30 protein-coding genes are annotated in these 24,555 nt (G+C 46.2%); 29 read left to right on the top strand and 1 reads right to left on the bottom strand.

The annotated features are described in order from the left end of the window. The first annotated feature begins 8 nt into the window (after positions 1-8). The 28 genes from mreB to rsfS all read left to right on the top strand — a co-directional run bounded on the left by mreB (position 9) and on the right by rsfS (position 22,700). A complete protein-coding gene (mreB, locus tag OCV96_RS12665) occupies positions 9-1,019 on the top strand; it encodes a rod shape-determining protein (RefSeq protein ID WP_022312495.1) in 1,011 nt (336 codons plus the stop codon). Next, a complete protein-coding gene (gene mreC, locus OCV96_RS12660; protein ID WP_022312496.1) occupies positions 1,016-1,903 on the top strand; it encodes a rod shape-determining protein MreC in 888 nt (295 codons plus the stop codon). Before mreB ends, mreC begins: the two co-directional genes overlap by 4 nt. Continuing rightward, a complete protein-coding gene (mreD, locus tag OCV96_RS12655) occupies positions 1,893-2,432 on the top strand; it encodes a rod shape-determining protein MreD (RefSeq protein ID WP_022312497.1) in 540 nt (179 codons plus the stop codon). Before mreC ends, mreD begins: the two co-directional genes overlap by 11 nt. Continuing rightward, positions 2,422-5,307, top strand: a complete 2,886-nt coding sequence (locus tag OCV96_RS12650; RefSeq protein WP_262594673.1) for a penicillin-binding transpeptidase domain-containing protein — start codon at positions 2,422-2,424, stop codon at positions 5,305-5,307. The genes mreD and OCV96_RS12650 overlap by 11 nt, the downstream gene beginning before the upstream one ends. Positions 5,308-5,392: 85 nt before the next feature. After that, entirely contained in the window at positions 5,393-6,064 is a 672-nt protein-coding gene (locus OCV96_RS12645) for a septum site-determining protein MinC (RefSeq protein WP_022312499.1), read from the top strand. Between the two features lie 42 nt (positions 6,065-6,106). Continuing rightward, positions 6,107-6,928, top strand: coding sequence for a septum site-determining protein MinD (minD, locus tag OCV96_RS12640; protein WP_022312500.1), 822 nt, complete (start codon positions 6,107-6,109; stop codon positions 6,926-6,928). Between the two features lie 12 nt (positions 6,929-6,940). Continuing rightward, positions 6,941-7,222 (top strand): cell division topological specificity factor MinE, encoded by a 282-nt coding sequence (gene minE, locus OCV96_RS12635; RefSeq protein ID WP_022312501.1) that lies wholly within the window; start codon positions 6,941-6,943, stop codon positions 7,220-7,222. Positions 7,223-7,251: 29 nt separating this feature from the next. Next, the gene (locus OCV96_RS12630) at positions 7,252-8,358 is read left to right on the top strand and encodes an FtsW/RodA/SpoVE family cell cycle protein (RefSeq protein ID WP_117465653.1); all 1,107 of its coding nucleotides are present in this window, start codon (positions 7,252-7,254) and stop codon (positions 8,356-8,358) included. Between the two features lie 43 nt (positions 8,359-8,401). Continuing rightward, a complete protein-coding gene (gene mgsA, locus OCV96_RS12625) occupies positions 8,402-8,797 on the top strand; it encodes a methylglyoxal synthase (RefSeq protein WP_022312503.1) in 396 nt (131 codons plus the stop codon). After that, positions 8,781-9,770, top strand: coding sequence for a D-alanyl-D-alanine carboxypeptidase family protein (locus OCV96_RS12620; RefSeq protein ID WP_227733128.1), 990 nt, complete (start codon positions 8,781-8,783; stop codon positions 9,768-9,770). The genes mgsA and OCV96_RS12620 overlap by 17 nt, the downstream gene beginning before the upstream one ends. 88 nt (positions 9,771-9,858) lie before the next feature. Next, on the top strand, positions 9,859-10,278 hold the full coding sequence (locus OCV96_RS12615) for a hypothetical protein (protein WP_022312505.1): 420 nt from the start codon (positions 9,859-9,861) through the stop codon (positions 10,276-10,278). 89 nt (positions 10,279-10,367) lie between these two features. Next, positions 10,368-11,936, top strand: a complete 1,569-nt coding sequence (locus tag OCV96_RS12610) for a biotin/lipoyl attachment domain-containing protein (protein ID WP_262594672.1) — start codon at positions 10,368-10,370, stop codon at positions 11,934-11,936. 17 nt (positions 11,937-11,953) lie between these two features. Beyond that, positions 11,954-12,676: a YggS family pyridoxal phosphate-dependent enzyme gene (locus OCV96_RS12605; RefSeq protein ID WP_227063229.1), complete on the top strand. Its 723-nt coding sequence runs from the start codon at positions 11,954-11,956 to the stop codon at positions 12,674-12,676. A gap of 33 nt (positions 12,677-12,709) precedes the next feature. Beyond that, positions 12,710-13,246: a cell division protein SepF gene (locus OCV96_RS12600; protein WP_227063228.1), complete on the top strand. Its 537-nt coding sequence runs from the start codon at positions 12,710-12,712 to the stop codon at positions 13,244-13,246. 126 nt (positions 13,247-13,372) lie between these two features. Further along, a complete protein-coding gene (gene aroB / locus OCV96_RS12595) occupies positions 13,373-14,482 on the top strand; it encodes a 3-dehydroquinate synthase (RefSeq protein WP_262594671.1) in 1,110 nt (369 codons plus the stop codon). Beyond that, positions 14,475-15,014: a signal peptidase II gene (gene lspA, locus OCV96_RS12590; RefSeq protein ID WP_022312510.1), complete on the top strand. Its 540-nt coding sequence runs from the start codon at positions 14,475-14,477 to the stop codon at positions 15,012-15,014. Before aroB ends, lspA begins: the two co-directional genes overlap by 8 nt. Beyond that, positions 15,014-15,928, top strand: a complete 915-nt coding sequence (locus tag OCV96_RS12585) for an RluA family pseudouridine synthase (protein WP_227063225.1) — start codon at positions 15,014-15,016, stop codon at positions 15,926-15,928. The genes lspA and OCV96_RS12585 overlap by 1 nt, the downstream gene beginning before the upstream one ends. 38 nt (positions 15,929-15,966) lie before the next feature. Beyond that, positions 15,967-16,629, top strand: a complete 663-nt coding sequence (sdaAB, locus tag OCV96_RS12580) for an L-serine ammonia-lyase, iron-sulfur-dependent subunit beta (protein WP_117465658.1) — start codon at positions 15,967-15,969, stop codon at positions 16,627-16,629. 2 nt (positions 16,630-16,631) lie between these two features. Continuing rightward, complete coding sequence (gene sdaAA, locus OCV96_RS12575; RefSeq protein WP_262594670.1) at positions 16,632-17,519, top strand: L-serine ammonia-lyase, iron-sulfur-dependent, subunit alpha; 888 nt, start codon at positions 16,632-16,634, stop codon at positions 17,517-17,519. A gap of 110 nt (positions 17,520-17,629) precedes the next feature. After that, positions 17,630-18,274 carry a cytidylate kinase-like family protein gene (locus tag OCV96_RS12570; protein ID WP_262594669.1) on the top strand — a complete coding sequence of 215 codons (645 nt, stop codon included), beginning with the start codon at positions 17,630-17,632 and terminating at the stop codon, positions 18,272-18,274. Positions 18,275-18,434: 160 nt separating this feature from the next. Then, positions 18,435-18,740, top strand: coding sequence for a 50S ribosomal protein L21 (gene rplU, locus OCV96_RS12565; RefSeq protein WP_022153044.1), 306 nt, complete (start codon positions 18,435-18,437; stop codon positions 18,738-18,740). A gap of 5 nt (positions 18,741-18,745) precedes the next feature. Continuing rightward, complete coding sequence (locus OCV96_RS12560; protein ID WP_262594668.1) at positions 18,746-19,093, top strand: ribosomal-processing cysteine protease Prp; 348 nt, start codon at positions 18,746-18,748, stop codon at positions 19,091-19,093. A 3-nt stretch (positions 19,094-19,096) separates the two neighbouring features. After that, positions 19,097-19,381, top strand: a complete 285-nt coding sequence (rpmA, locus tag OCV96_RS12555; protein WP_022153046.1) for a 50S ribosomal protein L27 — start codon at positions 19,097-19,099, stop codon at positions 19,379-19,381. Between the two features lie 85 nt (positions 19,382-19,466). Continuing rightward, positions 19,467-20,759 carry a GTPase ObgE gene (gene obgE, locus OCV96_RS12550; RefSeq protein ID WP_022312516.1) on the top strand — a complete coding sequence of 431 codons (1,293 nt, stop codon included), beginning with the start codon at positions 19,467-19,469 and terminating at the stop codon, positions 20,757-20,759. 24 nt (positions 20,760-20,783) lie between these two features. After that, positions 20,784-21,074: a ribosome assembly RNA-binding protein YhbY gene (gene yhbY / locus OCV96_RS12545; RefSeq protein ID WP_022153048.1), complete on the top strand. Its 291-nt coding sequence runs from the start codon at positions 20,784-20,786 to the stop codon at positions 21,072-21,074. Positions 21,075-21,138: 64 nt separating this feature from the next. Beyond that, entirely contained in the window at positions 21,139-21,753 is a 615-nt protein-coding gene (gene nadD / locus OCV96_RS12540) for a nicotinate-nucleotide adenylyltransferase (protein WP_262594667.1), read from the top strand. Then, positions 21,746-22,339, top strand: coding sequence for a bis(5'-nucleosyl)-tetraphosphatase (symmetrical) YqeK (gene yqeK, locus OCV96_RS12535; RefSeq protein WP_262594666.1), 594 nt, complete (start codon positions 21,746-21,748; stop codon positions 22,337-22,339). Before nadD ends, yqeK begins: the two co-directional genes overlap by 8 nt. A 7-nt stretch (positions 22,340-22,346) precedes the next feature. Further along, on the top strand, positions 22,347-22,700 hold the full coding sequence (gene rsfS, locus OCV96_RS12530; RefSeq protein ID WP_022312519.1) for a ribosome silencing factor: 354 nt from the start codon (positions 22,347-22,349) through the stop codon (positions 22,698-22,700). Here the strand turns inward: rsfS and OCV96_RS12525 are convergent. Continuing rightward, positions 22,697-22,906 (bottom strand): DUF378 domain-containing protein, encoded by a 210-nt coding sequence (locus OCV96_RS12525; RefSeq protein ID WP_117465665.1) that lies wholly within the window; start codon positions 22,904-22,906, stop codon positions 22,697-22,699. The two genes, rsfS and OCV96_RS12525, sit on opposite strands and share 4 nt — an antisense overlap. A gap of 284 nt (positions 22,907-23,190) precedes the next feature. Here OCV96_RS12525 and OCV96_RS12520 point away from each other — a divergent pair, with 284 nt between their 5' ends. Then, positions 23,191-24,408 (top strand): ABC transporter substrate-binding protein, encoded by a 1,218-nt coding sequence (locus OCV96_RS12520; RefSeq protein WP_262594665.1) that lies wholly within the window; start codon positions 23,191-23,193, stop codon positions 24,406-24,408. Positions 24,409-24,555: the final 147 nt, after the last annotated feature.

Here is a 24,555-nt window from a genome sequence, read left to right as displayed (position 1 = left end):
TAACGACAGTGGCAAACAATGCATTTGGTATCGACCTTGGTACCAACAATATAAAGATCTATAACCGCAATGATGACAATATCATGATCGAAAAAAATATGATTGCCATCGAGAATAAGAATACTTTATTTGCTTATGGTAACTCTGCATTTGAAATGTATGAGAAAGCTCCCAGCAATATTCATATTTCTTATCCGCTTTCCAATGGTGTGATCGCGGATATCAAAAATATGGAGACTCTGGTAAAGTATTTTATCGGTGATCTGCAGAAGGGCAATACCAAGCCTTCTGATTTCTTCATTGCAGTGCCTACGGATGTTACCGAGGTGGAAAAAAGAGCATTCTATGATCTGATCAAAGGAGCTAACGTAAAGGCCAAGAAGATCATGGTAGTGGAGAAGGCCGTGGCAGACGGTCTGGGTCTGGATATCGATGTAAAAAATTCCCAGGGCGTCCTGGTGGTGAATGTCGGCTATGAGACCACGGAAATCTCCATCCTGTCACTGGGCGGTATCGTACTGAGCCGTCTGATCAAGGTGGGCGGCATGAAATTTGATGATGCCATCCGTGCGGCAGTCAGAAGAGAATTCTCTCTGATCATCGGTGGCAAGACGGCTGAGAATGTGAAGATTGCCCTGAAGGAACTGGAAGAAGAAGGAAAGGGTGCTGTAGTATACGGCAGAGACATTGTCACCGGTCTGCCGGTGGAGCGTGAGATTCCCACAAGAATGGTGGACGAGTCTCTGGAAGAGCACTTTAATACCATTATTGATAATGTAAAGGTGATACTGGAGAGAACACCCCCTGAACTGGCAGCGGATATTTACCGTCACGGTATTTATCTGACCGGAGGAGCATCCCAGGTAAGTCATCTGGCAGAGAGACTGGCAACCGGTACCGGACTGCATGTGAATGTGGCTGAGAATCCGCTGACCAGCGTGGCAACAGGACTTGCCAAGATCATCAAGGATGATAACTATAAAACGGTAGCTTATGCAATTGAAGGGATGAGTAAATGAGCCCAGTCGTAAAAAGAAAAGGGGAGAGGTTTACTTTACCGAGTAAATATCTCCTTTTTATTTTAACTATCCTCTGCACCATCATGATGCTGGTGACCTTTGGAACCAATGTATTTAACCGACCGTTCAACAGAGTGGTGGGATATGTGATCGTACCCTTTGAACAGGGGATCGCCAAGGCCGGAGAATGGCTGGCAAATCGTTCCGATGAACTGGTGCAGATCCGGACGCTTTTAGCGGAGAACAGTGCCCTGAAGGAGCAGGTGGCTTCCCTGACGGAAGAGAACACTCTGCTGCAGCAGGACAAATATGAACTGAATGAACTGAGAGGGTTGCTGGAGCTTGATGAAGAATACGGGGACTACAATAAGATCGGTGCCCGGATCATCAGCAGAGATTCTGGCAACTGGTATTCTTCTTTTGTCATTGACAAAGGCTCTAATGATGGGCTGGCGGATGATATGAATGTGATCGCCGGAGGCGGTCTGGTGGGACGCATTACGTCCGTAGGACCGAACTGGTCCCGGGTGACTTCCATTATTTCCGACAATTCTAATGTCAGCGGTATGACACTTGCCACGGGTGACAATCTGATCGTATCCGGAGATCTGCAGATGATGGCCCAGGGAGTGATTCCTTTCAGCAAGCTGGTGGACAGCCAGGATGCAGTGGCAGAGGGAGATAAGGTAGTTACATCCGATATCAGTGATAAATATCTTCCCAATATCCTGATCGGCTATATCAGTACCATCAATAAAGATACCAACAATCTGACGAAATCCGGATACCTGACTCCGGTGGTGGATTTCGAGCATCTGAGTGAGGTGCTGGTGATCACGGACAAGAAACAGCAGGTTCCGGGAGGAGGCGCAGATGGAGAATAACAGCAGCTTCCTGCGCAAGATTGTAGTGGTTCTTCTGATCCTTTTATTTTTTGTCTTGCAGTGCAGTGTATTTAACAGCCTGGCAATGGGCGGAATCATTCCCAATCTGATGATCATTCTGACTTCTTCCTTCGGATTTATGAGAGGGGAGAAGGAGGGACTGCTGATCGGATTTTCCTGCGGGCTTTTATGTGATATTTTTTTCGGAAGTTTCCTGGGATTTTATGCCATGGTCATGATGTACATAGGCTTTGTTAACGGGAAATTCAGCCGGATCTTTTATCCGGAGGATATCAAGCTGCCGTTGGCGCTTATTATTGTCAGCGACATTTCTTATGGATTGATTTGTTACATTCTGATGTTTCTTTTGAGAGGGCGTTTTCATTTCCCGTATTATTTTACAAGTGTGATCCTGCCGGAGGCACTTTACACCATCGTTGTTACGATTATTTTGTATCCTCTGATCCTGAAGATTAATCAGAAACTGGAGGAGAAGGAAAAAAGGAGCGCACAGAAATTTGTTTCGTGAAATTAGAGATCACATTATTAATATTGTGACCAGCAGACTGACAGTACTTATGATACTGTTTGCTTTTTTTGCCGGTGTTCTGCTTTACCGCTGTTTCAACCTGCAGATCGTAAACGGAGAAGAGTATCTGAACGACTTTATCCTTCAGATCGAGAAGACCAGGGATATATCCAGTACCAGAGGACGGATCCTGGACAGGAACGGCAATGTACTGGCGGAAAATGAACTGGCTTATTCTGTGAAGATCGAGGATGTGTTTGAGTCCAGCCGGAATAAGAACGCAAAGGTCAATGACGTTGTCTATCGGCTGATAAAGCTGATCGAGAAAAACGGTGACAGTGTGATCACGGATTTTAAGATCATTATTGATGAAGACGGCGATTATGCCTATTCCGTGGATGGCACGGCGCTGCTTCGTTTTCAGGCGGATGTGCTTGGATACAGAACCATAGACGAGCTTAGTGAAGAAGAAAAAGCCATGACAGCCCAGGAACTGATAGAGTACTTAAGCCGTGCCAAGGGCTTTGCTATCGGTCAGTACGAAGATCCCGAGAACACCAAGACCCCCTTCGTGCCGGGGAAAGGTTATACCAAAGAGGAGTGGCTGCAGATGGTAACCATCCGGTATGCCATGAATCTGACCTCCTTCCGGAAATATGTGGGAACCACTGTGGCTACCAATGTCAGTGCGGAGACAGTGGCGGTGATCATGGAGAATTCCGACCAGCTGGACGGTGTGTCCATCGTAGAGGATACGGTGCGCCACTACATAGACAGCAAATATTTCGCCCATGTGCTGGGATATACCGGCAAAATCTCTTCCGATGAACTGGCAGAGTTAAATGACCAGGTGGTGACGGAAGGCGGCCTGGAGGATACCTATACCATCAATGATGTGGTAGGTAAGAGTGGTATTGAGGCATATATGGAGACTACTCTGCAGGGTACCAAGGGCAGTGAAAAAGTGGTGGTGAACAATACCGGTAAGGTGATCACTATTTTAGAGCGGAAAGAGGCACAGCCGGGAGCGGATGTCTACCTGACCATCGATAAGGATCTTACGGAGGCAGTATATAATATCATCGAACAGAAGCTGGCCGGTCTGGTGGCAAGCAAGATCATCAACGCCAAAGAATTCAATCTGCCGGAGAATGCCAAGAGCTCGTCCATTAAGATCCCGATCTATGACGTGTATTTTGCCATGATCAACAACAATATCCTGGACAGAAAACATTTCGAGGCAGAAGATGCCGGAGAGACGGAAAAGGCAGTCTATGCCGCTTATCTGGAGTATAAGCAGGGTGTTTACGACAGACTGACTTACGAACTTACAGAAGGGGCAACTCCCTATAGCAAGCTTTCCAAGGAATATCAGGTTTACCAGAGTAATATCGTAAGCCTCCTTCGGGAGGAAGGCGTGATCATGAAGGAACTGGTGGATGATAACGATGCTACGCAGACGGCCTGGGCGAAGGAGGAAGTGATCTCCTTAAAGGAGTATCTGCAGTATTGCATCGCCATGAACTGGATTGATGTCAGCAAGCTGGATCTGAATGACAAATATTCGGATTCTACAGAAGTTTATGACAAACTGTTGGAGTACACCATTAATGCCATCGACCATACCACGGAGTTCCAGAAACGTTTCTACAAGTATATGCTTTTAAATGACAAGATCACCGGGAAACAGATCTGTATGCTCCTGTGTGAACAGCAGGTGGTGGACATCCCGGCTGAGGATGAAGAAGCACTGTATTCCGGTAAATTGTCGGCATATCAGTTTATGATGAACCGGATCAATAATCTGGAGATCACACCGGCCCAACTGGCACTGGATCCCTGCAATGCCTCTGTAGTCATTACGGATGTCAATACGGGAGATGTGCTGGCTATGGTGTCTTATCCGGGATATGACAATAACAAAATGGCGAATACCGTGGATGCGGAGTATTATGCGCAGCTGAATGCGGACAAGTCCAGCCCACAGCTGAATTTTGCCACCCAGTATAAGGCAGCACCCGGTTCCACGTTCAAGATTGTATCCGCTACAGCGGGACTTCTGGAGAATGTGATTAATCTTCAGAGCCGCGTGAACTGTGTCGGTACTTTTACCGAGATCACACCATCCCCCAGATGCTGGAAAATTTCCGGACATGGCTATGAAAATGTGACATCTGCCATCAAGGATTCCTGTAACTACTTCTTCTACAATGTGGGCTACCAGCTGGCTACCAGAACCGGAAGCTATAATGAGGAAGCGGGTCTGGATACCCTGAGCAAATATGCGGATCTGTATGGACTGACAGATAAATCGGGAGTGGAGATCGGAGAATATGCACCGGATGTATCCACCAAGGATCCGGTACGTTCTGCCATCGGACAGGGCAGCAACAGCTACACTACCGTTGGACTGGCCAGATATGTCACTACCATTGCCAACAGTGGAACCTGTTATAATCTGACCCTGTTGGATAAGACAACAGACTCCCAGGGCAATCTGTTGAAAGAGTACCATGCAGGAGTGAGAAACCAGATTGACCTGCCGCAGGAATACTGGGATGCGTTCCATCTGGGAATGCGTCAGGTGGTGGAAAACAAAAAGTACTTTAGTGATCTGGCGGTAAATGCCGCAGGTAAGACCGGTACGGCAGAGCAGACAGCTTCCCGGCCGAACCATGCGCTTTTTATCTGCTATGCGCCGTATGAGAATCCGGAGATCGCCATTGCCACAAGAATACCTTTCGGATATTCTTCAGACTATGCAGCCCAGTTCACCAGAGATATTATCAAGTATTATTACGGACTGGCGGAAGAGGATGATCTGATCACAGGTACTGCGGATACTCTCGACAATGCAGTATCCAATGAGATGTAACTATCCGGAGTCAGATAACACAGACAGATGAATGCCAAATGTGGGACTTCGGATATTAAGAAAATAAAAAGACAGGTATAAGAAAATGAAAGATGCAGTATTGATCAAAAGCTATCAGAGCGGGATCACTCTTCTGATGAGGGAGGATGCTTCCCTGGAAGAAATCCTGCAGGAACTGGCGGTGAAATTCACAGAGGCGAAAAACTTCTTCGGTACGTCCACCATGGCATTATCCATGGAGGGACGGGAGGTGACCGAAGTGGAAGAAATCCGCATCCTGGATACCATCCGGAAGAACAGCAATGTGAGGATCGCCTGTATCGTGGGCCATGATGAGACCACGAACAAGAACTTTATCAAAGCTCTGCAGCATATGGAGAAAAAGCTTTCCACCGGGGACGAGGGGCAGTTCTACAAGGGAACCCTCAAAAACCGGGAAGTCATAGAAACCGAGAACAGCATCGTGGTCCTGGGGGATGTCTACCCGGGCAGTGCGGTGATCTCCGCAGGCAACATCATCATTCTGGGAGGACTGTACGGGGAAGCTTATGCGGGCGGATCTGGCAGAGAAGATTGTTATATTGTAGCGCTTGAAATGGAGCCGGAAAGATTAAAAATCGGCGATTTCAAATATAAAACCAATGCGAAACAGTCGAAATGGGGCATTCGTCCCAAAGTACAACCGAAAATTGCACACCTGAAGAACGGGAAGATCGTATTTGATCCCCTTACAAAAGAATTACTGGGTACTTTTTAAAAGAATCCAGGGGACGACAAAATCAAACAGGAGGAATCCAAAATGGAACAAAACGTTTCCACGGAGAAGAAAAGCTCCGAAGTCATTGTCGTCACTTCAGGAAAAGGCGGTGTAGGTAAGACCACTACATCCGCAAACGTTGGAACAGGTCTTGCAAAAGCGGGCAGCAAAGTCTGCCTGATCGATACGGATATCGGTCTGCGTAACCTTGACGTGGTCATGGGACTGGAGAACCGTATCGTTTACAATCTGGTAGATGTGGTCGAAGGGAACTGCAGAATCAAACAGGCACTGATCCGGGACAAGAGACATCCGGGACTGTATCTGATGCCGTCGGCACAGACCAGAGATAAATCGGCAGTCACCCCGGGACAGATGGTGAAGGTGATCGACCACTTGAGAGAACAATTTGATTACATCATTCTGGACTGCCCGGCGGGAATTGAACAGGGCTTCCAGAATGCTATTGCCGGGGCCGACAGGGCACTGGTGGTAACAACACCGGAGGTCTCGGCCATCAGAGATGCAGATCGTATTATCGGACTGCTGGAGGCCAACGGCTTCAAACAGATGGATCTGATCATCAACAGACTGCGCATGGATATGGTAAAGCGCGGAGATATGATGTCTGCGGATGATGTGGTGGATATTCTGGCGGTACCGCTCATCGGAATCGTTCCGGATGATGAGAATGTAGTCATCGCCACCAATCAGGGAGAACCATTAGTCGGAAGCGATACACCGGCGGGTAAGGCTTACCGCAATGTGGTGGATCGTGTGCTGGGAAAAGAAATTCCGTTCCTGGATTTCGAAAAAGGAGTATCTTTTTGGACAAAAGTAACCGGTATTTTTCGGAAAGCATAGGAAGGGGACGGGATGAATATGAAACATTTTTTTCGCAGGAAAAGCTCCTGCCAGGTGGCAAAGGACCGTCTGAAAATCCTGCTGATATCGGACCGGGTGAACTGTTCTCCGGAGATGATGGAACTGATCAAGGCGGATATTACAAAAGTGATTTCGAAATATATGCGGATCGATACGGATCATATGGAAATCGAGATACAGGCAAAGGGCAGTAAGGGCGGACGGAATAAGAGCCCCAGCCTGATTGCCAATATTCCCATTATTGATTTACAGAAGACTGCGAAAATGCCATAAGGAGCATAAAGAACAGAAAGGTCAAACGGATGTTTAAGAATTATAGATTACGGGATTATGACTTTAAACTGATCATACTGATACTTGCACTGTCCATCATCGGCATCATAACCATCGGCAGTGCGGAACCTGCCCAGCAGACCAAACAGATGGCGGGTGTAGTTGCGGGGCTTGTTATCATGATCGCCCTTTCTTTTTTTAATTATTCCGTGATCCTGAAGCTTTACTGGCTGATGTACATAGGCAATCTGGTACTGCTCGGACTGGTAATCCTGATGGGTGAAGAAGGCAACGGAGCCCAGAGGTGGCTTAAGATCGGTGGACTGCAATTTCAACCTTCAGAACTTGCAAAAATTTTATTGATTTTATTCTTTGCACAGTTTATTATGAAATATAAGGAGAAGCTGAATACTTTCCCTGTGATCGCATCGATTGCGGTACTTATGGGTGTTCCCTGGATCATGGTAAAGGAACAGCCGGCGCTGTCTACCAGCCTTGTGCTGATCTTTATTTTCTGCGTGATCCTGTATGCCGGAGGCATCAGTTATAAGCTGATCTTCGGAGCATTGGCGGTGGCAATTCCTGCAGTGATCATACTGGTATCTCTGGCAATGCAGCCGGACAGTACCATATTGGAGACTTACCAGAAAAATCGTATCCTTGCCTTCGTCAATCCGGAGGAATATTCCACGGATCTGGCTTACCAGCAGTTGAACTCTGTAATGGCCATAGGCTCTGGAGAACTGGACGGCAAGGGCTATAAAAACAATGAGATCACATCGGTAAAGAATGGCAATTTCCTGTCTGAAGCGGAAACCGATTTCATATTCGCTGTTATCGGTGAAGAGTTTGGTTTTAAGGGAAGTATCGTAGTGATCATACTGCTGATGCTGATGGCAATGGAGTGCGTTTCTATCGCGGGAAAGGCGAAAGATACCGCGGGGACGATCATAGCGGCGTCAATGGGGGGACTGATCGCTTTCCAGAGCTTTGTGAACATCGGAGTGGCTACGTTTATTTTACCGAATACAGGACTTCCGCTGCCTTTTGTAAGCTATGGCCTGACCTCGCTGATGAGTCTGTATATTGGAATGGGTGTTGTACTGAACGTACGATTACAGGCGAAGAGAAGCTAGACAAAAGAAATCATACATTACACAGAGAAGGGGTATGGACTATATGAATATTGCACTGATCGCACATGATGCCAAAAAGAAACTGATGCAGAATTTCTGCATTGCATATCGCGGAATTTTAAGTAAAAATGAATTATATGCCACAGGAACTACCGGCAGGCTGATCGAAGAGGTCACCAACCTGAATATACACAAATATCTTGCTGGACATCTGGGAGGAGAACAGCAGATCGGTGCACAGATCGAACACAACGAGATCGATCTGGTGATCTTTTTGCGGGATCCACTGGCACCCAAGGCCCATGAGCCGGATGTAAGCAATGTAATGCGCTTGTGTGATATGCATAATATTCCGTTGGCAACGAATCTCGCCAGCGCGGAACTGTTGATCAAGTCCTTAGACAGAGGAGATTTAGAGTGGCGTGAAATGTACAAATAAAGTTCGTCGGATCTGCTTCTGCATGTCCTTGATCCTCTGCATGAGTCTGCTTACCGGATGCGGTAATGTGGCGTATACATTTCCGTACGATGTCAATTCCAGTGTCAGCAGTTTCAATGTGCTGGCAGGAACCGGAGCGGGCAGGGCAGAGCCCTTTGCTGCGGATCTGTGTGTGGTGACGGAGGACCAGACGGGGGATGGCAGCGTAGACATGTCACAGGCCTCGGCCGCTGTACTGTTCGACGTAAACAATAAAAAGGTATTATATTCCAAAAATGCACATGAAAGATTGTATCCGGCCAGCCTGACCAAGGTAATGACGGCACTGGTGGCATTACAGAATGCGTCACCGGATACTGTGCTGACAGCTACGGATAGCGTAAAGATCACGGAATCCGGTGCACAGCTGTGCGGATTAAAAGCCGGAGATACCATGACATTGGATCAGGCATTACATATTCTGCTGATGTATTCCGCCAACGACGCAGCAATGCTGATTGCGGAGAATATCGGCGGCAGTGTAGATCATTTTGTGGAGATGATGAATGAGGAAGCACAGAGACTGGGGGCTACAAATACCAGTTTTGCCAATCCTCATGGTCTGTCGGATGACAATCATTATACTTCAGCCTATGACCTGTATCTGATCTTTAATGAAGCAATCAAATATGATTCCTTTAATGAGATCATTCACATGACAAGCTACCAAACCGCATATTATGACAAGGACGGAAAAGCCAAGGAACTTACGGTGAACAACACAAACCGTTTTTTACGGGGAGATTTTCAGGCACCGGAGAACATTACAGTCATCGGCGGCAAGACAGGTACGACCAACGCGGCGGGACATTGTCTGATCCTTTTATCCAGAGACACAAGCGGAGCTCCTTATATATCGGTAATCCTGAATTCCTCAGCCAGTGATGTGCTGTACCCGGAAATGGTACAACTCCTGGAGCAAATCAATAAATAACTGTTGTTTTTTGAGGGGTTATAAACTATAATAAAGTAAATAGGTTGCGTGAAGTTCCTATAAATTTTACGACAGGAGGGTTACACCAATGGTTCAGTTGATTGTAGGCAAAAAGGGCAAGGGCAAGACAAAACAGCTGTTGGACAAAGTCAACAGCGAGGTAAAGGATATTGCGGGAAGTATCGTATATCTGGACAAAAGTACGAAACATATGTATGAACTGAACAACAAGGTGCGTCTGATCGACGTTTCCCGTTATATGATCGAGAATGAAAGCGAATTTCTGGGATTCGTATGCGGTATCATTTCTCAGGATCATGATCTGGAGCAGATGTATTTTGACAGCTTTCTGAAAATCGCAGCACTGGAAGACAAAGACATTTCCGCAGTTGTTGAAAAACTGGAGAGAATGAGTGATTTCTTCCAGGTGGATTTTATCCTCAGTGTATCCAGGGACGAATCCGAATTACCGGAGTCTGTGAAGGATAAGATCATTGTATCTTTGTAAGAAGAACGAATTATAATTTTCACGTATGAGAAGCCTCGGATGCCAACCGGGGCTTCTCAAACGTAAGGGAGAGGAAAGGAGGTTTTCCAATGGCAGAACAACCGAGAAAAATAAAAAAATACAGAAAACCTTTGAACCTCAATATCGGTATGCTCATCTTCGGAGCTATTTTTATTTATGTAATCATTTGTGTGATACTGTATTTTCAGACAGACCACATCGTGCGTTATGAAGTAACGGAAGGATCACTGGCTACCAATAATATTTACCGTGGAGTGTCAATCCGCACAGAGGAAGTTGTAAGTACGGATACTGCCGGATATGTGAATTTTTATGCAAGAGAAGGCGAACGGGTGGCCAAGGGAGACACTGTTTACATCGTGGACGAGACGGGCCGGCTGACGGAAGAACTGGAGGATGCCAGCCTTGGAGAAAATACCCTGAGTGACCAGGAACTTTCGGAATTCCGTAATGAAATCGTGAATTTTATGCATGGGTATGATGACAAAAATTACGAGAGTACCTATGATTTTAAATATTCTTTGAAGAACACGGTGCTGAAACTGGCCAATGTAAATATGCTGCAAAGCATTGAAAACGGAAATAACGGTTCGGCTGCAAATATTGTAAATTTCTGTTATGCGCCCACCACCGGTATCGTGGCTTACTGGACGGACGGTTATGAGAATCTGACTGTGGAAGGTGTTACCCAGGAAGTATTTGATAACAAAAATTACGAGAAGAAACAGATGCTCGGTAATGAACTGATGGCTGTGGGAGATCCGGTGTACAAGCTTTCCACGGAGGAAAACTGGTCGGTGGTCATTCCCATCGATGCAGAGCGAGGCGCAGAGATCCAACAGGAGGATTATGTCAAAGTACGTTTTCTGAAGAATCAGTATGAGTCCTGGGGGCAGGCAAAGCTGTTTACCGGCAGTGATGGCAATACATTTCTGTCACTTACCTTTACAAATTCCATGGTTACGTTTGTATCCGACAGATTTCTGGATATCGAGCTGATATTGAATGATGAGACCGGACTGAAGATTCCAAATTCTTCCATTGTGGAGAAGGAATTTTTCCTGATCGATGAAGATTTTGTCACGACCAATGAAAATACGGGAACCCAGGGTGTGATCAGACAGTGCTACCGGGATAACGGGGACATTTCCAGTGAATTTGTGGAGACCGGTGCGTACAGCTACGATGAAAATGAAGGCGTGTACTACATGGATACTTCGGTGCTGAAGGCCGGAGATGTCCTGTACAAGACAGACAGCCAGGAGACCTATACGGTAAGCAAGCGTGCAACACTGATCGGTGTGTATAATGTGAATAAGGGATATGCTGACTTCAAGCAGATCAATATTCTGTATCAGAATGACGAGTATTCCATCGTAAAAGCCAATACGACCTATGGCCTGAATGTATATGACTATATTGTACTGGACGGTTCTTCGGTATCGGATGATCAGATCATCACCAATATCAAGAAAACAGATACCGGCAGGACGGATATTCCTACAGACAGTGTAGAACCGGGAGTAAGCGACAATATACCGGAGAGCACAGAGCCACTTCCAGCGGAGACCAGAGAGGAACCGACGCAGGAGACCACACAGGAAGCAACACAGGAAAGTCAGACACCGGAAAGCTAGAAAGGATGGCGGATACTATGGAAGAGACCATACAGAGCATGGAACTGGCACAAAATTACAAAACGGTAAAAGAGAACGTCACAAAAGCCTGTGAGCAGGCGGGCAGATCGGAGCAGGAAGTGACGCTGCTTGCAGTCAGCAAGACCAAACCGGTGGATATGCTGATGGATGTCTACCGTGCGGGAGCCAGAGATTTCGGGGAGAACAAGGTTCAGGAACTGGTGGACAAGATCCCTCAGATGCCTTCGGATGTCAGATGGCATATGATCGGCCATCTGCAGCGCAATAAGGTAAAATATATTGTAGATAAGGTTTACCTGATCCACAGCGTGGACAGCCTCCGGCTGGCGGAAGAGATCAGCAGAGAAGCCGTGAAGAAGCAGGTGGAAGTCAATATCCTGATCGAGGTAAATGTGGCACAGGAGGAAAGCAAGTTCGGAACTACGGTAGAAGAAACTGCAACACTGATCCGTGAGATTGCAACGCTTCCGGGAATACATATCAGAGGATTGATGACGATCGCCCCTTTTGTGGAGGATCCGGAAGAAAACAGGGGCTATTTTCAGAAACTTCGGCAATTAGCTGTTGACATCGGAAATAAAAACATTGATAATATTTCTATGAATATTCTTTCCATGGGAATGACCGGCGATTATATGGTGGCCACGCAGGAAGGAGCCACGATCGTCAGAGTCGGAACCGGTATTTTCGGAGAAAGGGATTATAGTAAGACGATCTAGAAAGAGATTGAATAATAAAGGAGACACACAACAATGGGTGTAATGGATAAGTTCCTGAATTATATGAAACTGAACGATGAAGAGGATGAAGGTTTCTATGATGACGATTATCTGGATGATGAGGAAGAAGTAGAACCGGTAAAGAAATTCAGCCCGGCCAAGAGCAGACAGCAGGCACAGGAGGATGACGAACCGGAAGAGAAGAGTAAGCGTTCCTCACAGCCTAAGGTAACACCGATCCACCGCACCGTGACCAAGAAAATGCCTGGAACCGGCATGGAGGTCTGTGTGATCAAGCCTACTTCCGTAGAGGATGCAAGAGAGATCACAGAGACACTGTTGGCCAACCGGACAGTGGTACTTAATCTGGAAGGCCTGGACGTGGATATCGCCCAACGTATCATTGACTTTACTTCCGGATCCTGTTTCGCAATATCGGGTAATTTACAGAAAATATCCCATTATATTTTCATTATTACGCCGGCCAGCGTAGATATCTCCGGTGATTTTCAGGATATTTTCGGCGGCGCCGGATCTTTTGAAATGCCGATCAACAATGGAATGTCATAAAATGTCAAATGCCATTAAAATGTCATATGAAGATAACTTCCTGTGGGCAACTGCAGGAAGTTTTTTAAAAACAGATATAAATTATACAAGAAAGAACAGTTTATAAGGAACTGAAGGGTGAACAACATGGCACAGAGATTACCGGTGCTTTATAACAAAAAGCCTTGCTACGATATTGTATTCCAGCAGTCTTTTGACGGCCTGTGGGAAGAACTGGCAGAGCTTGGCGCAGCAGACAAGAGATTATGTATTGTGACGGATTCCACCGTAGACGGACTGTATGCGGCACAGATTCTTAAGTTTCTGGAGGGAAAATGCCGTAAGGCTGTGAAATATGTGTTCCCCGCAGGAGAAGAACACAAGAATCTGGATACCGTGAGGGACGTGTACCGTTTCCTGATTGAAGAGGGTTTTGACAGAAAAGATATGCTGCTGGCACTGGGCGGCGGCGTCTGCGGTGATCTGACCGGATTTGTGGCGGCTACTTATTTAAGAGGCATTGATTTTGTACAGATTCCAACTACATTGCTGGCACAGGCAGACAGCTCTATTGGCGGTAAGACAGGTGTGGATTTTGACAGCTATAAGAACATGGTAGGCGCATTTAAGATGCCCAGACTGGTATATATGAACCTGTCCGTATTAAAAACGCTGGAAGAGAGACAGTTTTATTCCGGATTTGCGGAAGTAATGAAATCCGCACTGATCAAGGATGCGCCCTTCTATGAGTGGCTGATCGAGAACATGTATGAGATCTGCGAGCGGGATCTGAATACCCTGGAAGAAATGGTGATCCGTACCTGCTCCATCAAGAAAATGGTGGTGGAAAAGGATCCTACCGAGCAGGGAGACCGTGCTCTCTTAAATCTTGGACACACGATCGGACATGCTATCGAGAAATACAAGAATTTTGAATTGTATCATGGAGAGTGTGTGGCACTGGGTACGGTAGCTGCAGCATATATTTCCTGGAAAAAAGAAATGCTGAGCATGGAAGAATTTTATGAGATCCGTGATATGTTTGTACCGTTTTATCTGCCAATCTCCGTGGACGATATCAATCCGCAGGAGATCTTGAAACTTACAAAATCCGATAAGAAGATGGAAGCCGGTACGATCAAATTTATTCTGTTAAAGAAGATCGGAAAGGCAGTTATCGACAGAACCGTTACGGATGAGGAAATTCTGGCTGCCATCGAAGAAATCAATTTTAGTGAAGAGGATGCTCATGAATAAGGAAAAGAAAAGTAGTCGAGTTGTTATGCTGATCATAGATGCCCTGATTGCAGCCGTACTTCTGGTACTGGATCAGTTTACCAAGCATCTGGCGGTGGTACATTTGAAGAACCAGCCGGCCTATGTGATCATTGACGGAGTTCTGGAATTGCAATATCTGGAGAACAGAGGATCCGCATTCGGTATGCTGCAGAACCAGAAGATATTTATTCTGTTTGTGGGAATCGTATTTCTTGCGGTGCTGTTGTTTTTCCTTTTCAAGCTTCCGGAACAGAAGAAATTCCGAATCGTGCATGTATTGCTGGCAGTGATCATTGCCGGAGGCATCGGCAACATGATCGACAGATTCCGACTGGATTATGTAGTGGATTTTATCTCCTTCGTACTGATCAATTATCCGATCTTTAATGTGGCGGATATTTATGTGGTAGTGGCTACCATTGGCCTGTTTATTCTGTTTTTGTTCGTATACAAGGAAAAGGATCTGGAATTCCTCAACTTTAAGCAGAATCGTTATCGGGAGATGAAATAATGGAAGAACTCCGATTTCAGATAACAGATGAGATGGAAGACGAACGGATTGACAAATGTATGAGTCTGCTTGTGGAGAATCTGTCCCGTTCTTTTATCCAAAAGCTGATCAAAGACGGAAATGTGCTGGTAAACGGTACGCCGGTAAAGGGAAGTTGTCGTGTCAAATGTGATGATGAAGTAGTCTTCTCCGTGCCGGAATCTGTGGAACCGGATATTGAACCGGAGAACATCCCTCTGGATATCCTGTATGAGGATGCGGATCTGATCGTGGTGAATAAGCCGAAGGGGATGGTGGTGCATCCGGCGGCGGGACATTACAGCGGCACTCTGGTTAATGCACTGATGTATCACTGTGGCAGGGATTTGTCCGGGATCAACGGAGTACTGCGCCCCGGTATTGTACATCGTATCGACAAGGATACCACTGGATCTGTCATTGCCTGCAAAAATGACAAAGCACACCGGTGCATTGCAGAACAGTTGAAGGAACATTCCATCAACAGAAGATACCGTGCCATCTGTTTCGGAGAGCTGAATCAGGAGGAAGGCACCATCGACCAGCCCATCGGCAGGCATCCGAATGACCGTAAAAAAATGGCGGTGAACCACCAGAACGGAAAACGTGCCGTGACCCATTACCGGGTATTACAGAGATTTCAGGGATATACTTATATAGAGTGTGTGTTGGAGACCGGAAGGACGCACCAGATCCGTGTGCATATGGCAAGCATCGGGCATCCGCTTCTGGGGGATGAAGTCTACTCCAACCGGAAAAGTCCTTTCAAATTACAGGGGCAGACACTTCATGCCAAGACACTGGGATTTATTCATCCCACTACCGGAGAATATCTGGAGATCGATGCTCCGCTGCCGGAATATTTTGAACATCTTCTGACAGTGTTGGAGAAATAAAACTTATAGCTTATGTTTCGTACAGAAATGAGGCGACTATGAATCTGTTTGATATTTTAGGACCCGTAATGGTCGGCCCCAGCAGTTCTCATACTGCGGGAGCGGTCCGGATCGGTTATATTTCAGGAAAATTACTTCAGGACCATGTGGTGAAGGCGGAAATCCTTCTGCATGGTTCCTTTGCTACTACGGGCATCGGACATGGCACGGATAAGGCGCTGATCGCAGGCCTTTTGGGAATGCGACCGGATGATATCCGGATTCCGGACAGCTTTTTCCTGGCGAAAAAGGACGGAATGGAATTCTCTTTTTCCACCATTACCCTGAAAGATGCCCATCCCAATACGGCGGTTCTGCGGCTGACCGGAGAACATGGGCGGAAAATAGAAGTGCAGGCGGCTTCCATTGGCGGCGGCCGGATCCTGATTGCAAAACTGGATGGAATCGAAGTAAATTTCTCTGCGGAAAAGCCGACTTTGATTGTACACAATGTGGATCAGCCGGGACATGTGGCACAGGTGACCTCCATGCTGGCTGAAAAGCAGGTGAATATTGCAACTCTGCAACTCTACAGGGACAAGCGTGGCGGCTACGCCGTTATGGTCATAGAGACAGATCAGGAAGTGCCGGAGGAATCGGTGGCCTGGCTGGAACAGCTGGACGGCATCATTAAGGTGACCTATATCAATGTGGAGGAGTAACTATGTCCTATCAGTCATTTGAACAGATATTACAGAAATGTCATACGGAAGGAAAAGAATTCTGGCAGGTGATTCTGGAAGATGATATGGCAGAGCGGAATGTGTCAAAGCAGGACAGTATGGAGCATATGCGGACTACCTGGGATGCCATGCTGCTGGCAGCGGCTACTTATGAAGGAGATATTAAGTCCTCCAGCGGACTTGTCGGCGGTGATGGCCAACGGATGGAGGAATACACACACAATACCGGTAAGGAGTCACTATGCGGGGAATATGTAGACGAATGTATTGCAGGAGCGTTACAGATGGGAGAATCCAATGCCTGTATGAAACGGATCGTGGCAGCACCTACCGCTGGAGCCTGTGGGGTATTGCCTGCGGTGCTGGTTCCCTATTTTCAAAAACGGTGCAGGGATACCGACAAAATTCTGAAAGCCATGTATGTAGCGGCGGGGATTGGACAGATCATAGCCACCCGTTCTTCTATCAGCGGGGCTGCGGGAGGATGCCAGGCGGAGATCGGGTCCGCCAGTTCCATGGCGGCCGGAGCTCTGACATATCTGCAGGGAGGCAACTGCGAACAGATTGCTACAGCGGCTGCCATGGCCATGAAGAATCTGCTGGGACTGGTATGCGATCCGGTAGCGGGACTGGTGGAGGTTCCATGCGTGAAACGAAATGTGATCGGTACTGTGAATGCCATGGCCTGTGCGGATATGGCAATGGCGGGGATCGTAAGCCGGATTCCACCGGATCAGGTTATGGATGCCATGAAAGAAGTCGGGGATAAAATGGATGCTTCCCTGAGGGAAACGGCGTTAGGAGGCCTGGCACAGACGGATGAAGGCATGAAAATAGCAGAAAAAATGCATGCATCATATGAAAATTAGTAATAAACGACTAAAAAAACTGATAATTGGTTGATTTTTTGTTAAATATCACGTATAATGAAAATACAAAAAATGCTAGTTATCAAGTACAGCAGAAAGTGGGTGTGTGTATGAATACGATTATTACCATTGGACGTCAGTTTGGTTCTGCAGGCCGTGAAATCGGGGAAAAGGTTGCAGAGTATTTCGGAATCAAATGCTATGATAAGGAACTTCTTATCAGAGCGGCACAGGAAAGTGGTTTCTGTGAGGAAATGATCCAGAACCATGATGAGAGACCTACCAATTCTTTCCTGTATAATCTGGTGATGGATACTTATTCTTTTGGCTACAATGCATCCTCTTTTGTAGATATGCCTATCAGCCACAAAGTATTTCTTGCACAGTTCGATACGATCAAGAAGATCGCCGATGAAGGCCCTTGTGTTATTGTAGGCCGTTGTGCAGATTATGCTCTGGCAGATTACAAGAACTGCATCAATCTGTTCATCTTCGGCGATGACGATGTGAAGACCAAACGTATCATGGCCAGATATGATCTGACGGAAGCCAAGGCAAAGGAAATGATCACGAAGAAGGATAAGCAGCGTCAGAGTTACTACAACTATTATTCTTCCAAGAAGTGGGGCAGAGCTGATAGTTACGATCTATGCATCAACAGCAGCATCCTCGGCATCGAAGGAACCGTAAAGCTGATCATTCAGTATGTGGAAGACTTCGAGAAGAAAAATAATGCAGATATTCTGGAAAAGTAGATATCTGAAATATTTTTCAAAAAAATAAAATTATATCTTGACGATTAGGGCGCCTCATGTTATTATACTACGGTATGCCGCATAACTAGGTATAAGTGTGTCGGATTTTAGAATCCTTTACCACCAAAGTTAGCGAGTAAATAATAGGAGGTGCCTTATTATGTACGCAATTATTGCAACAGGTGGAAAGCAGTACAAAGTTTCTGAAGGTGATGTGATCAAAGTTGAGAAGATCGATGCAGAAGCTGGTAATACTGTTACTTTTGACCAGGTGATCGCAGTAAGTGACAATACCCTCAAGGTTGGTGCTGACGTTGCTAACGCAACTGTTACCGCAACCGTTATGGAGCAGGGTAGAGGTAAGAAGGTTATTGTATACAAGTACAAGAGAAAAACCGGTTACCACAAGAAGAATGGTCATAGACAAGCATACACTCAGGTTAAGATCGAAAAGATTAACGCGTAATCGTTATGACAACTATTATCATTCGTAAGAACCATGAAGGGATCTATCGTGGATTCTACTGCATGGGGCATGCGGAATATGCGAAGAAGAGATTGTTCGGTAAGGAACCGGATATCCTCTGTGCAGCGATTTCCGTGACCGTACAGAGTACGATCATGGCGTTGGACGAGATGATCGGCGAAAAAATGCAGCTGACGCAGAATGAGGAGACGGGATTTATCAAATGTGATTTCGAGAATTCCATTCCGCAGGACAAGACCGTATTTCTGATGGACTTTATGGTGTTTTCACTGCAGAAGCTCAGCAGACAGTACGGGGAACAGTATTTGCAAGTAAAAATCGAGGAGGTGTAGACCATGTTTAACTTTAACCTTCAATTTTTTGCACATAAAAAGGGAGTTGGTTCTACCAAGAACGGTAGAGATTCCGAATCCAAGAGATTAGGTGCGAAGAGAGCTGATGGCCAGTTTGTAAAAGCTGGAAATATTCTTTACAGACAGCGCGGTACTAAGATCCATCCCGGTGTCAATGTTGGTATCGGTGGAGATGATACTCTGTTTGCTTTAGTTGATGGCGTTCTCCGTTTTGAGAGAAAGGGCAGAGACAAGAAGCAGGCTTCTGTATATCCTGTAGAGAAATAAGTTGATTTAACCAGGGCTTCAAACATACTGATTGTTTGAAGCCCTTTTAGTCCGTAAAGAGTTTTATGTCGGAAAGGAGAACAAAATGTTTGCTGACAGAGCTAAAATTTACGTAAGAAGCGGTAAAGGCGGAGATGGTCATGTGTCCTTTCGCCGCGAAAAATATGTTCCCAGTGGCGGCCCTGACGGTGGCGATGGTGGTCACGGCGGTGACGTGATCTTTGTTGTAGATGAGGGACTGAATACCCTGATCGATTTCCGGCACATCCGTAAGTACAAGGCCGGAGACGGGGAAGAGGGCGGCAAGAAAAACTGCCGCGGCAAGGACGGAGAAGATATCATTATCAAAGTCCCTGCGGGAACCGTGATCAAAGAAGCACAGAGCGGGCAGGTAATTACGGATATGTCGGGGGACAACAAACGGGTTGTTCTCTTAAAAGGCGGCAAGGGCGGTAACGGCAACCAGCATTATGCTACCAGTACCATGCAGGCACCCAAGTATGCACAGCCGGGACAGGCTGCACAGGAACTGGAACTTCTGCTGGAACTGAAGGTGATCGCTGATGTCGGACTGGTAGGATTTCCCAATGTTGGTAAATCCACGTTCCTGTCCAGAGTGACCAATGCCAGACCCAAGATTGCCAACTATCATTTCACGACCCTGAATCCGAATCTGGGTGTAGTGGATCTGGAAGGAACCGGTGGTTTTGTCATTGCGGATATTCCGGGACTGATCGAGGGAGCTTCCGAGGGAATCGGTCTGGGACACGAATTCCTGCGCCACATCGAACGTACCAAGGTGATCATCCATATCGTGGATGCAGCCGGTACGGAGGGAAGAGATCCCATTCAGGATATCTATGCCATCAATAAAGAACTGGAAGCCTATAATCCGGAGATTGCAGCCAGACCTCAGGTGATCGCGGCGAATAAGATTGACGCTATCTATACGGAGGATGGATCCGATCCGGTAGCTGCAATCCGGGCAGAGTTTGAACCGAAGGGCATCAAGGTGTTCCCTATGTCTGCAGTAACCGGTCAGGGCGTAAAGGAACTGTTATACGAAGTGAACGATATGCTTGCTAACATCGGAGAAGAGACCACTGTCTTTGCGCAGGAGTACTTCCCGGAGAGTATGACAGGATCTGTGGATGATGCTTACACCGTAACCTATGATGAAGAAGAGGACGAGTACGTAGTAGAAGGACCCAAGATCGAGAAGATGCTGGGATACACCAATCTGGACAGTGAGAAGGGATTTACCTTCTTCCAGAATTTCCTGAAGGATACCGGTATTTTAGAGGAACTGGAAGCACTGGGTATCCAGGAGGGCGATACGGTACGCATGTACGGTCTGTCCTTTGATTACTATAAGTAAGTTTGTGAAAGGAAAAGATAGATTATGACAAGCAAACAGAGAGCTTATTTAATGAGTCTGGCCAGCAATCTGAATCCCATTTTTCAGGTGGGTAAATCCAGCCTGACTCCGGAACTCACCGCAGCTATTGGTGAATCCTTTAATAATAATGAACTGATCAAGATCGGTGTTCTGAAGAACTGTTTTGACGACCCCAGAGCTATTGCGGAGATGGTGGCGGAGCGTACCCATTCCCAGGTCGTACAGGTGATCGGCAAGAAGATTGTATTGTACAAGCCCGACAAGGACAAGCCGAAGATCGAACTGCCCAGATAAGGTCAGAGCATAGCCGACGAGAACCAATCAAGAATGATAACTGCGTGCAAAGGGATGAGGAAGCATGAGCAGAATAGGCATTATGGGTGGCACCTTTAATCCGATTCATACAGGACATTTGCTGTTGGCAGAGCATGTGCTGGAGATGGTGGGACTGGATCAGGTCTGGCTGATCCCCACAGGATGTTCCTATCTGAAAAGAAAAGAAGGGATCACTGTGTTATCGGCGGAGGACCGGTACCGGATGGTCAATCTGGCCATTGCGGACAACGACAGATTCCGCTGTCTGGACATGGAGATCCGCCGCCCGGGAAATTCCTACAGCTACGAGACCATGGAACAGCTGCAAAAGGAATATCCGGAGGATCGGTTCTTTTTTATCTGTGGAGCGGACTGTCTGTATACCATAGAATACTGGAAATGTGTGAACCGTCTGTTTGCCGCATGTACAGTTCTTGCCGCTGTACGGGGAGATGCTGATATTGCAGATATGCAGGAAAAAATCGATGCGCTGGAAAAGAAATTCGGTGCACAGATCAGACTGCTTCCTTTCCGACGCATCGAGATCTCATCTTCCGAAATACGTGAAAGAAGGCGCAAGGGGCTATCCGTACGATATCTTGTGCCGGATGCGGTGAGAGTATATATGGAAGAAAAGGGGCTTTACCAGGATGAGTGATGTTTTGAAAAAACTGACCAGAGAAATGGAAAAAGTACAGGAACCAAAACGTTTTGTTCATACACAGGGCGTGGAATATACTGCGGCGGCGCTGGCCATGCGTTATGGTGAGGACGTGGAACGGGCACAGGTGGCAGGACTGCTTCATGATTGTGCAAAATGTATGGGAAATGATAAACTGTTGTCAGCCTGCGAGAAACACCACATTCCGGTGACGGACGTGGAACGGCGCAATCCCTATCTTTTGCACGCCAAGGTGGGAAGCTATCTGGCGAAGAAAGAATACAAGGTGGAAGATCCGGAAATCCTGAGCGCTATTTTATACCATACCACAGGACATCCGAATATGACTCTGCTGGAAAAGATCATTTTTACGGCGGATTATATTGAACCGGGTAGAAAACAGGCACCGAATCTTAAGATAATCCGACAGATGGCTTTTATAGACCTGGATGTAGCAGTAAAAAAGATCCTAGAGGACACTCTGGATTATCTGCGATCCGGGGATGGCGAGATGGATCCCATGACGGAAGAGACCTATCAATATTATAAGAACTATAATGAAAATAAGAAGAGTGAGGAGTAATATTTCGATGAGTGAAGAATCCAGAAAAATGGCAAAACTGGCCGTAGAGGCGCTGGAAGATAAAAAAGCAGAGGATATCAAAGTAATAGACATCAGTAATGTGTCTGTAATTGCAGATTATTTTATTATCGCGGGAGGCAATAACTCCAGCCAGATCCAGGCACTGTGTGATAATGTAGAGGAAAAGCTGGGAAGAGCCGGCTTCCCTGCCAGACAGACCGAAGGCTATGAGACAGCCAACTGGGTACTGTTAGACTTTGGCGATGTGATCGTACATGTCTTTGACAAGGAAAACCGTCTGCTCTATGATCTGGAACGTATCTGGAGAGATGGCGTACAGATTCCCGTAGAGGAACTTTAAGCTTCGCTATCTCCCAGATGGAGAAAGAAGCTGATGAGATAGAGTCCGCTGATTCCCACCAACACATATACAATTCTGGAAAACCAGGACATGTCACCGAACAGGAAGGCTACAAGATCAAAGCGGAAAAGTCCGATCAGCCCCCAGTTCACGGCACCTATTATGGCTATGGTGAGAGCGGTTCCATCCAAATATTTATTACCCATAAAATCTCCTTATCCTGTCTGTATGGATTTTACTGCTGTAAGTTCCATACAGACATTTTTTTGATGTTTCTATTAAATGATTGTTTCGTAAATAGTCTTTCCCCCGGAATAAAAAATATACTATATTTATATTTAAATATGATTTTATTGATCTATTTTAATGTCAAAAAACATCAAATTAGAAAAGAAAATCCATTGACAAAGGAAATAGAAGCGAGTAATATACAAAAATAACAATTATACATTGTATATTTGTATACATTGTTAAAAAGGAGGAAGATATTATGAAGAAATTTAACAAGTTTTTAAGTGTTGCCGTAGCATCTGCTATGGTAATGGCTATGGCTGGCTGTGGTAATACAGACAATGGTTCAGCAGCAACCGGTACAAATGCAGCAACTGAGAGTGCAGCAGCTTCCGACAGTGCAGCATCCGGCAGCGTATTTAAGATCGGTGGTATCGGACCTACTACCGGTGGTGCAGCAGTTTATGGACTGGCTGTACAGCACGGTGCAGAGATTGCAGTAGAAGAGATCAATGCAGCAGGCGGTATCAATGGTTATCAGGTAGAATTCAAGTTCCAGGATGATGAGGCAGATGCCGAGAAATCCGTAAATGCTTATAATGCATTAAAGGACTGGGGCGCTCAGATCATTGATGGTTCTACCACCAGTGGTGCATGTATTGCAGTTACTGACAAGACCAAAGAGGACAATATGTTCCAGATTACTCCTTCCGGTTCAGCAGTAGAATGTGTTCAGTATGATAACAACTTCCGCGTATGCTTCTCCAATCCTAACCAGGGTCTTGCATCCGCACAGTATATTGGTGAGAACGGTCTGGCTGAGAAGATTGCCGTTATTTATGACAGCTCCGATGTATATTCTTCCGGTATTTATGAGAAGTTTGCAAAAGAAGCTGAGAATCAGCCGTTTGAAATCGTAGCAGCAGAAGCTTTTACTGCTGATAACAAGACGGATTTCTCCGTACAGTTACAGAAGGCAAAGGATGCCGGAGCAGACATGGTATTCCTTCCTATTTATTATCAGGAATCCGCACTTATCCTGACACAGGCAGCTGCTATGGGTTATGCTCCCAAGTGGTTCTCATGTGACGGTATGGATGGTATTCTCGGTGGTGTAGATAACTTTGATGTATCTCTGACCGAAGGTGTTATGCTGTTAACTCCTTTCGCAGCTGATGCAACCGATGATCTGACCCAGTCTTTCGTAACTAAGTATAAGGAAAAATACGGTGAGACTCCCAACCAGTTCGCAGCAGACAGCTATGATGCTATCTATGTGATCAAGGCTGCTATCGAGAAGAGCGGTGTTACTCCTGATATGAGTGTTTCTGATATTTGTGATGGTATGAAGGCTGCCATGACAGAGATCACTGTAGATGGTCTGACCGGTAACGGCATGACCTGGACCGCAGACGGTGAGGCTAACAAGGCTCCTAAGGCTGTTGTGATCGAGAATGGTGCTTACAAGGCTATGTAATTTTGCTGATAAAGTTTCCAAAGAGGGTTACCGCAGGGTAGCCCTCTTTGCTTAATGTCAGAGACTTTGCAATAATGGGAGAGCAGTTGTTTTTCCCGGTATGTTCTGTTATACTTTATTTTATATGATAATTTGTGCATTCGCATG

Origin of the sequence: Waltera acetigignens, assembly GCF_025567015.1 — a bacterium.
Classification (GTDB): domain Bacteria; phylum Bacillota; class Clostridia; order Lachnospirales; family Lachnospiraceae; genus Acetatifactor; species Acetatifactor acetigignens.
Note: the sequence above shows the minus strand (reverse complement) of the source record. Positions and strands in the feature narration are given on the sequence as shown.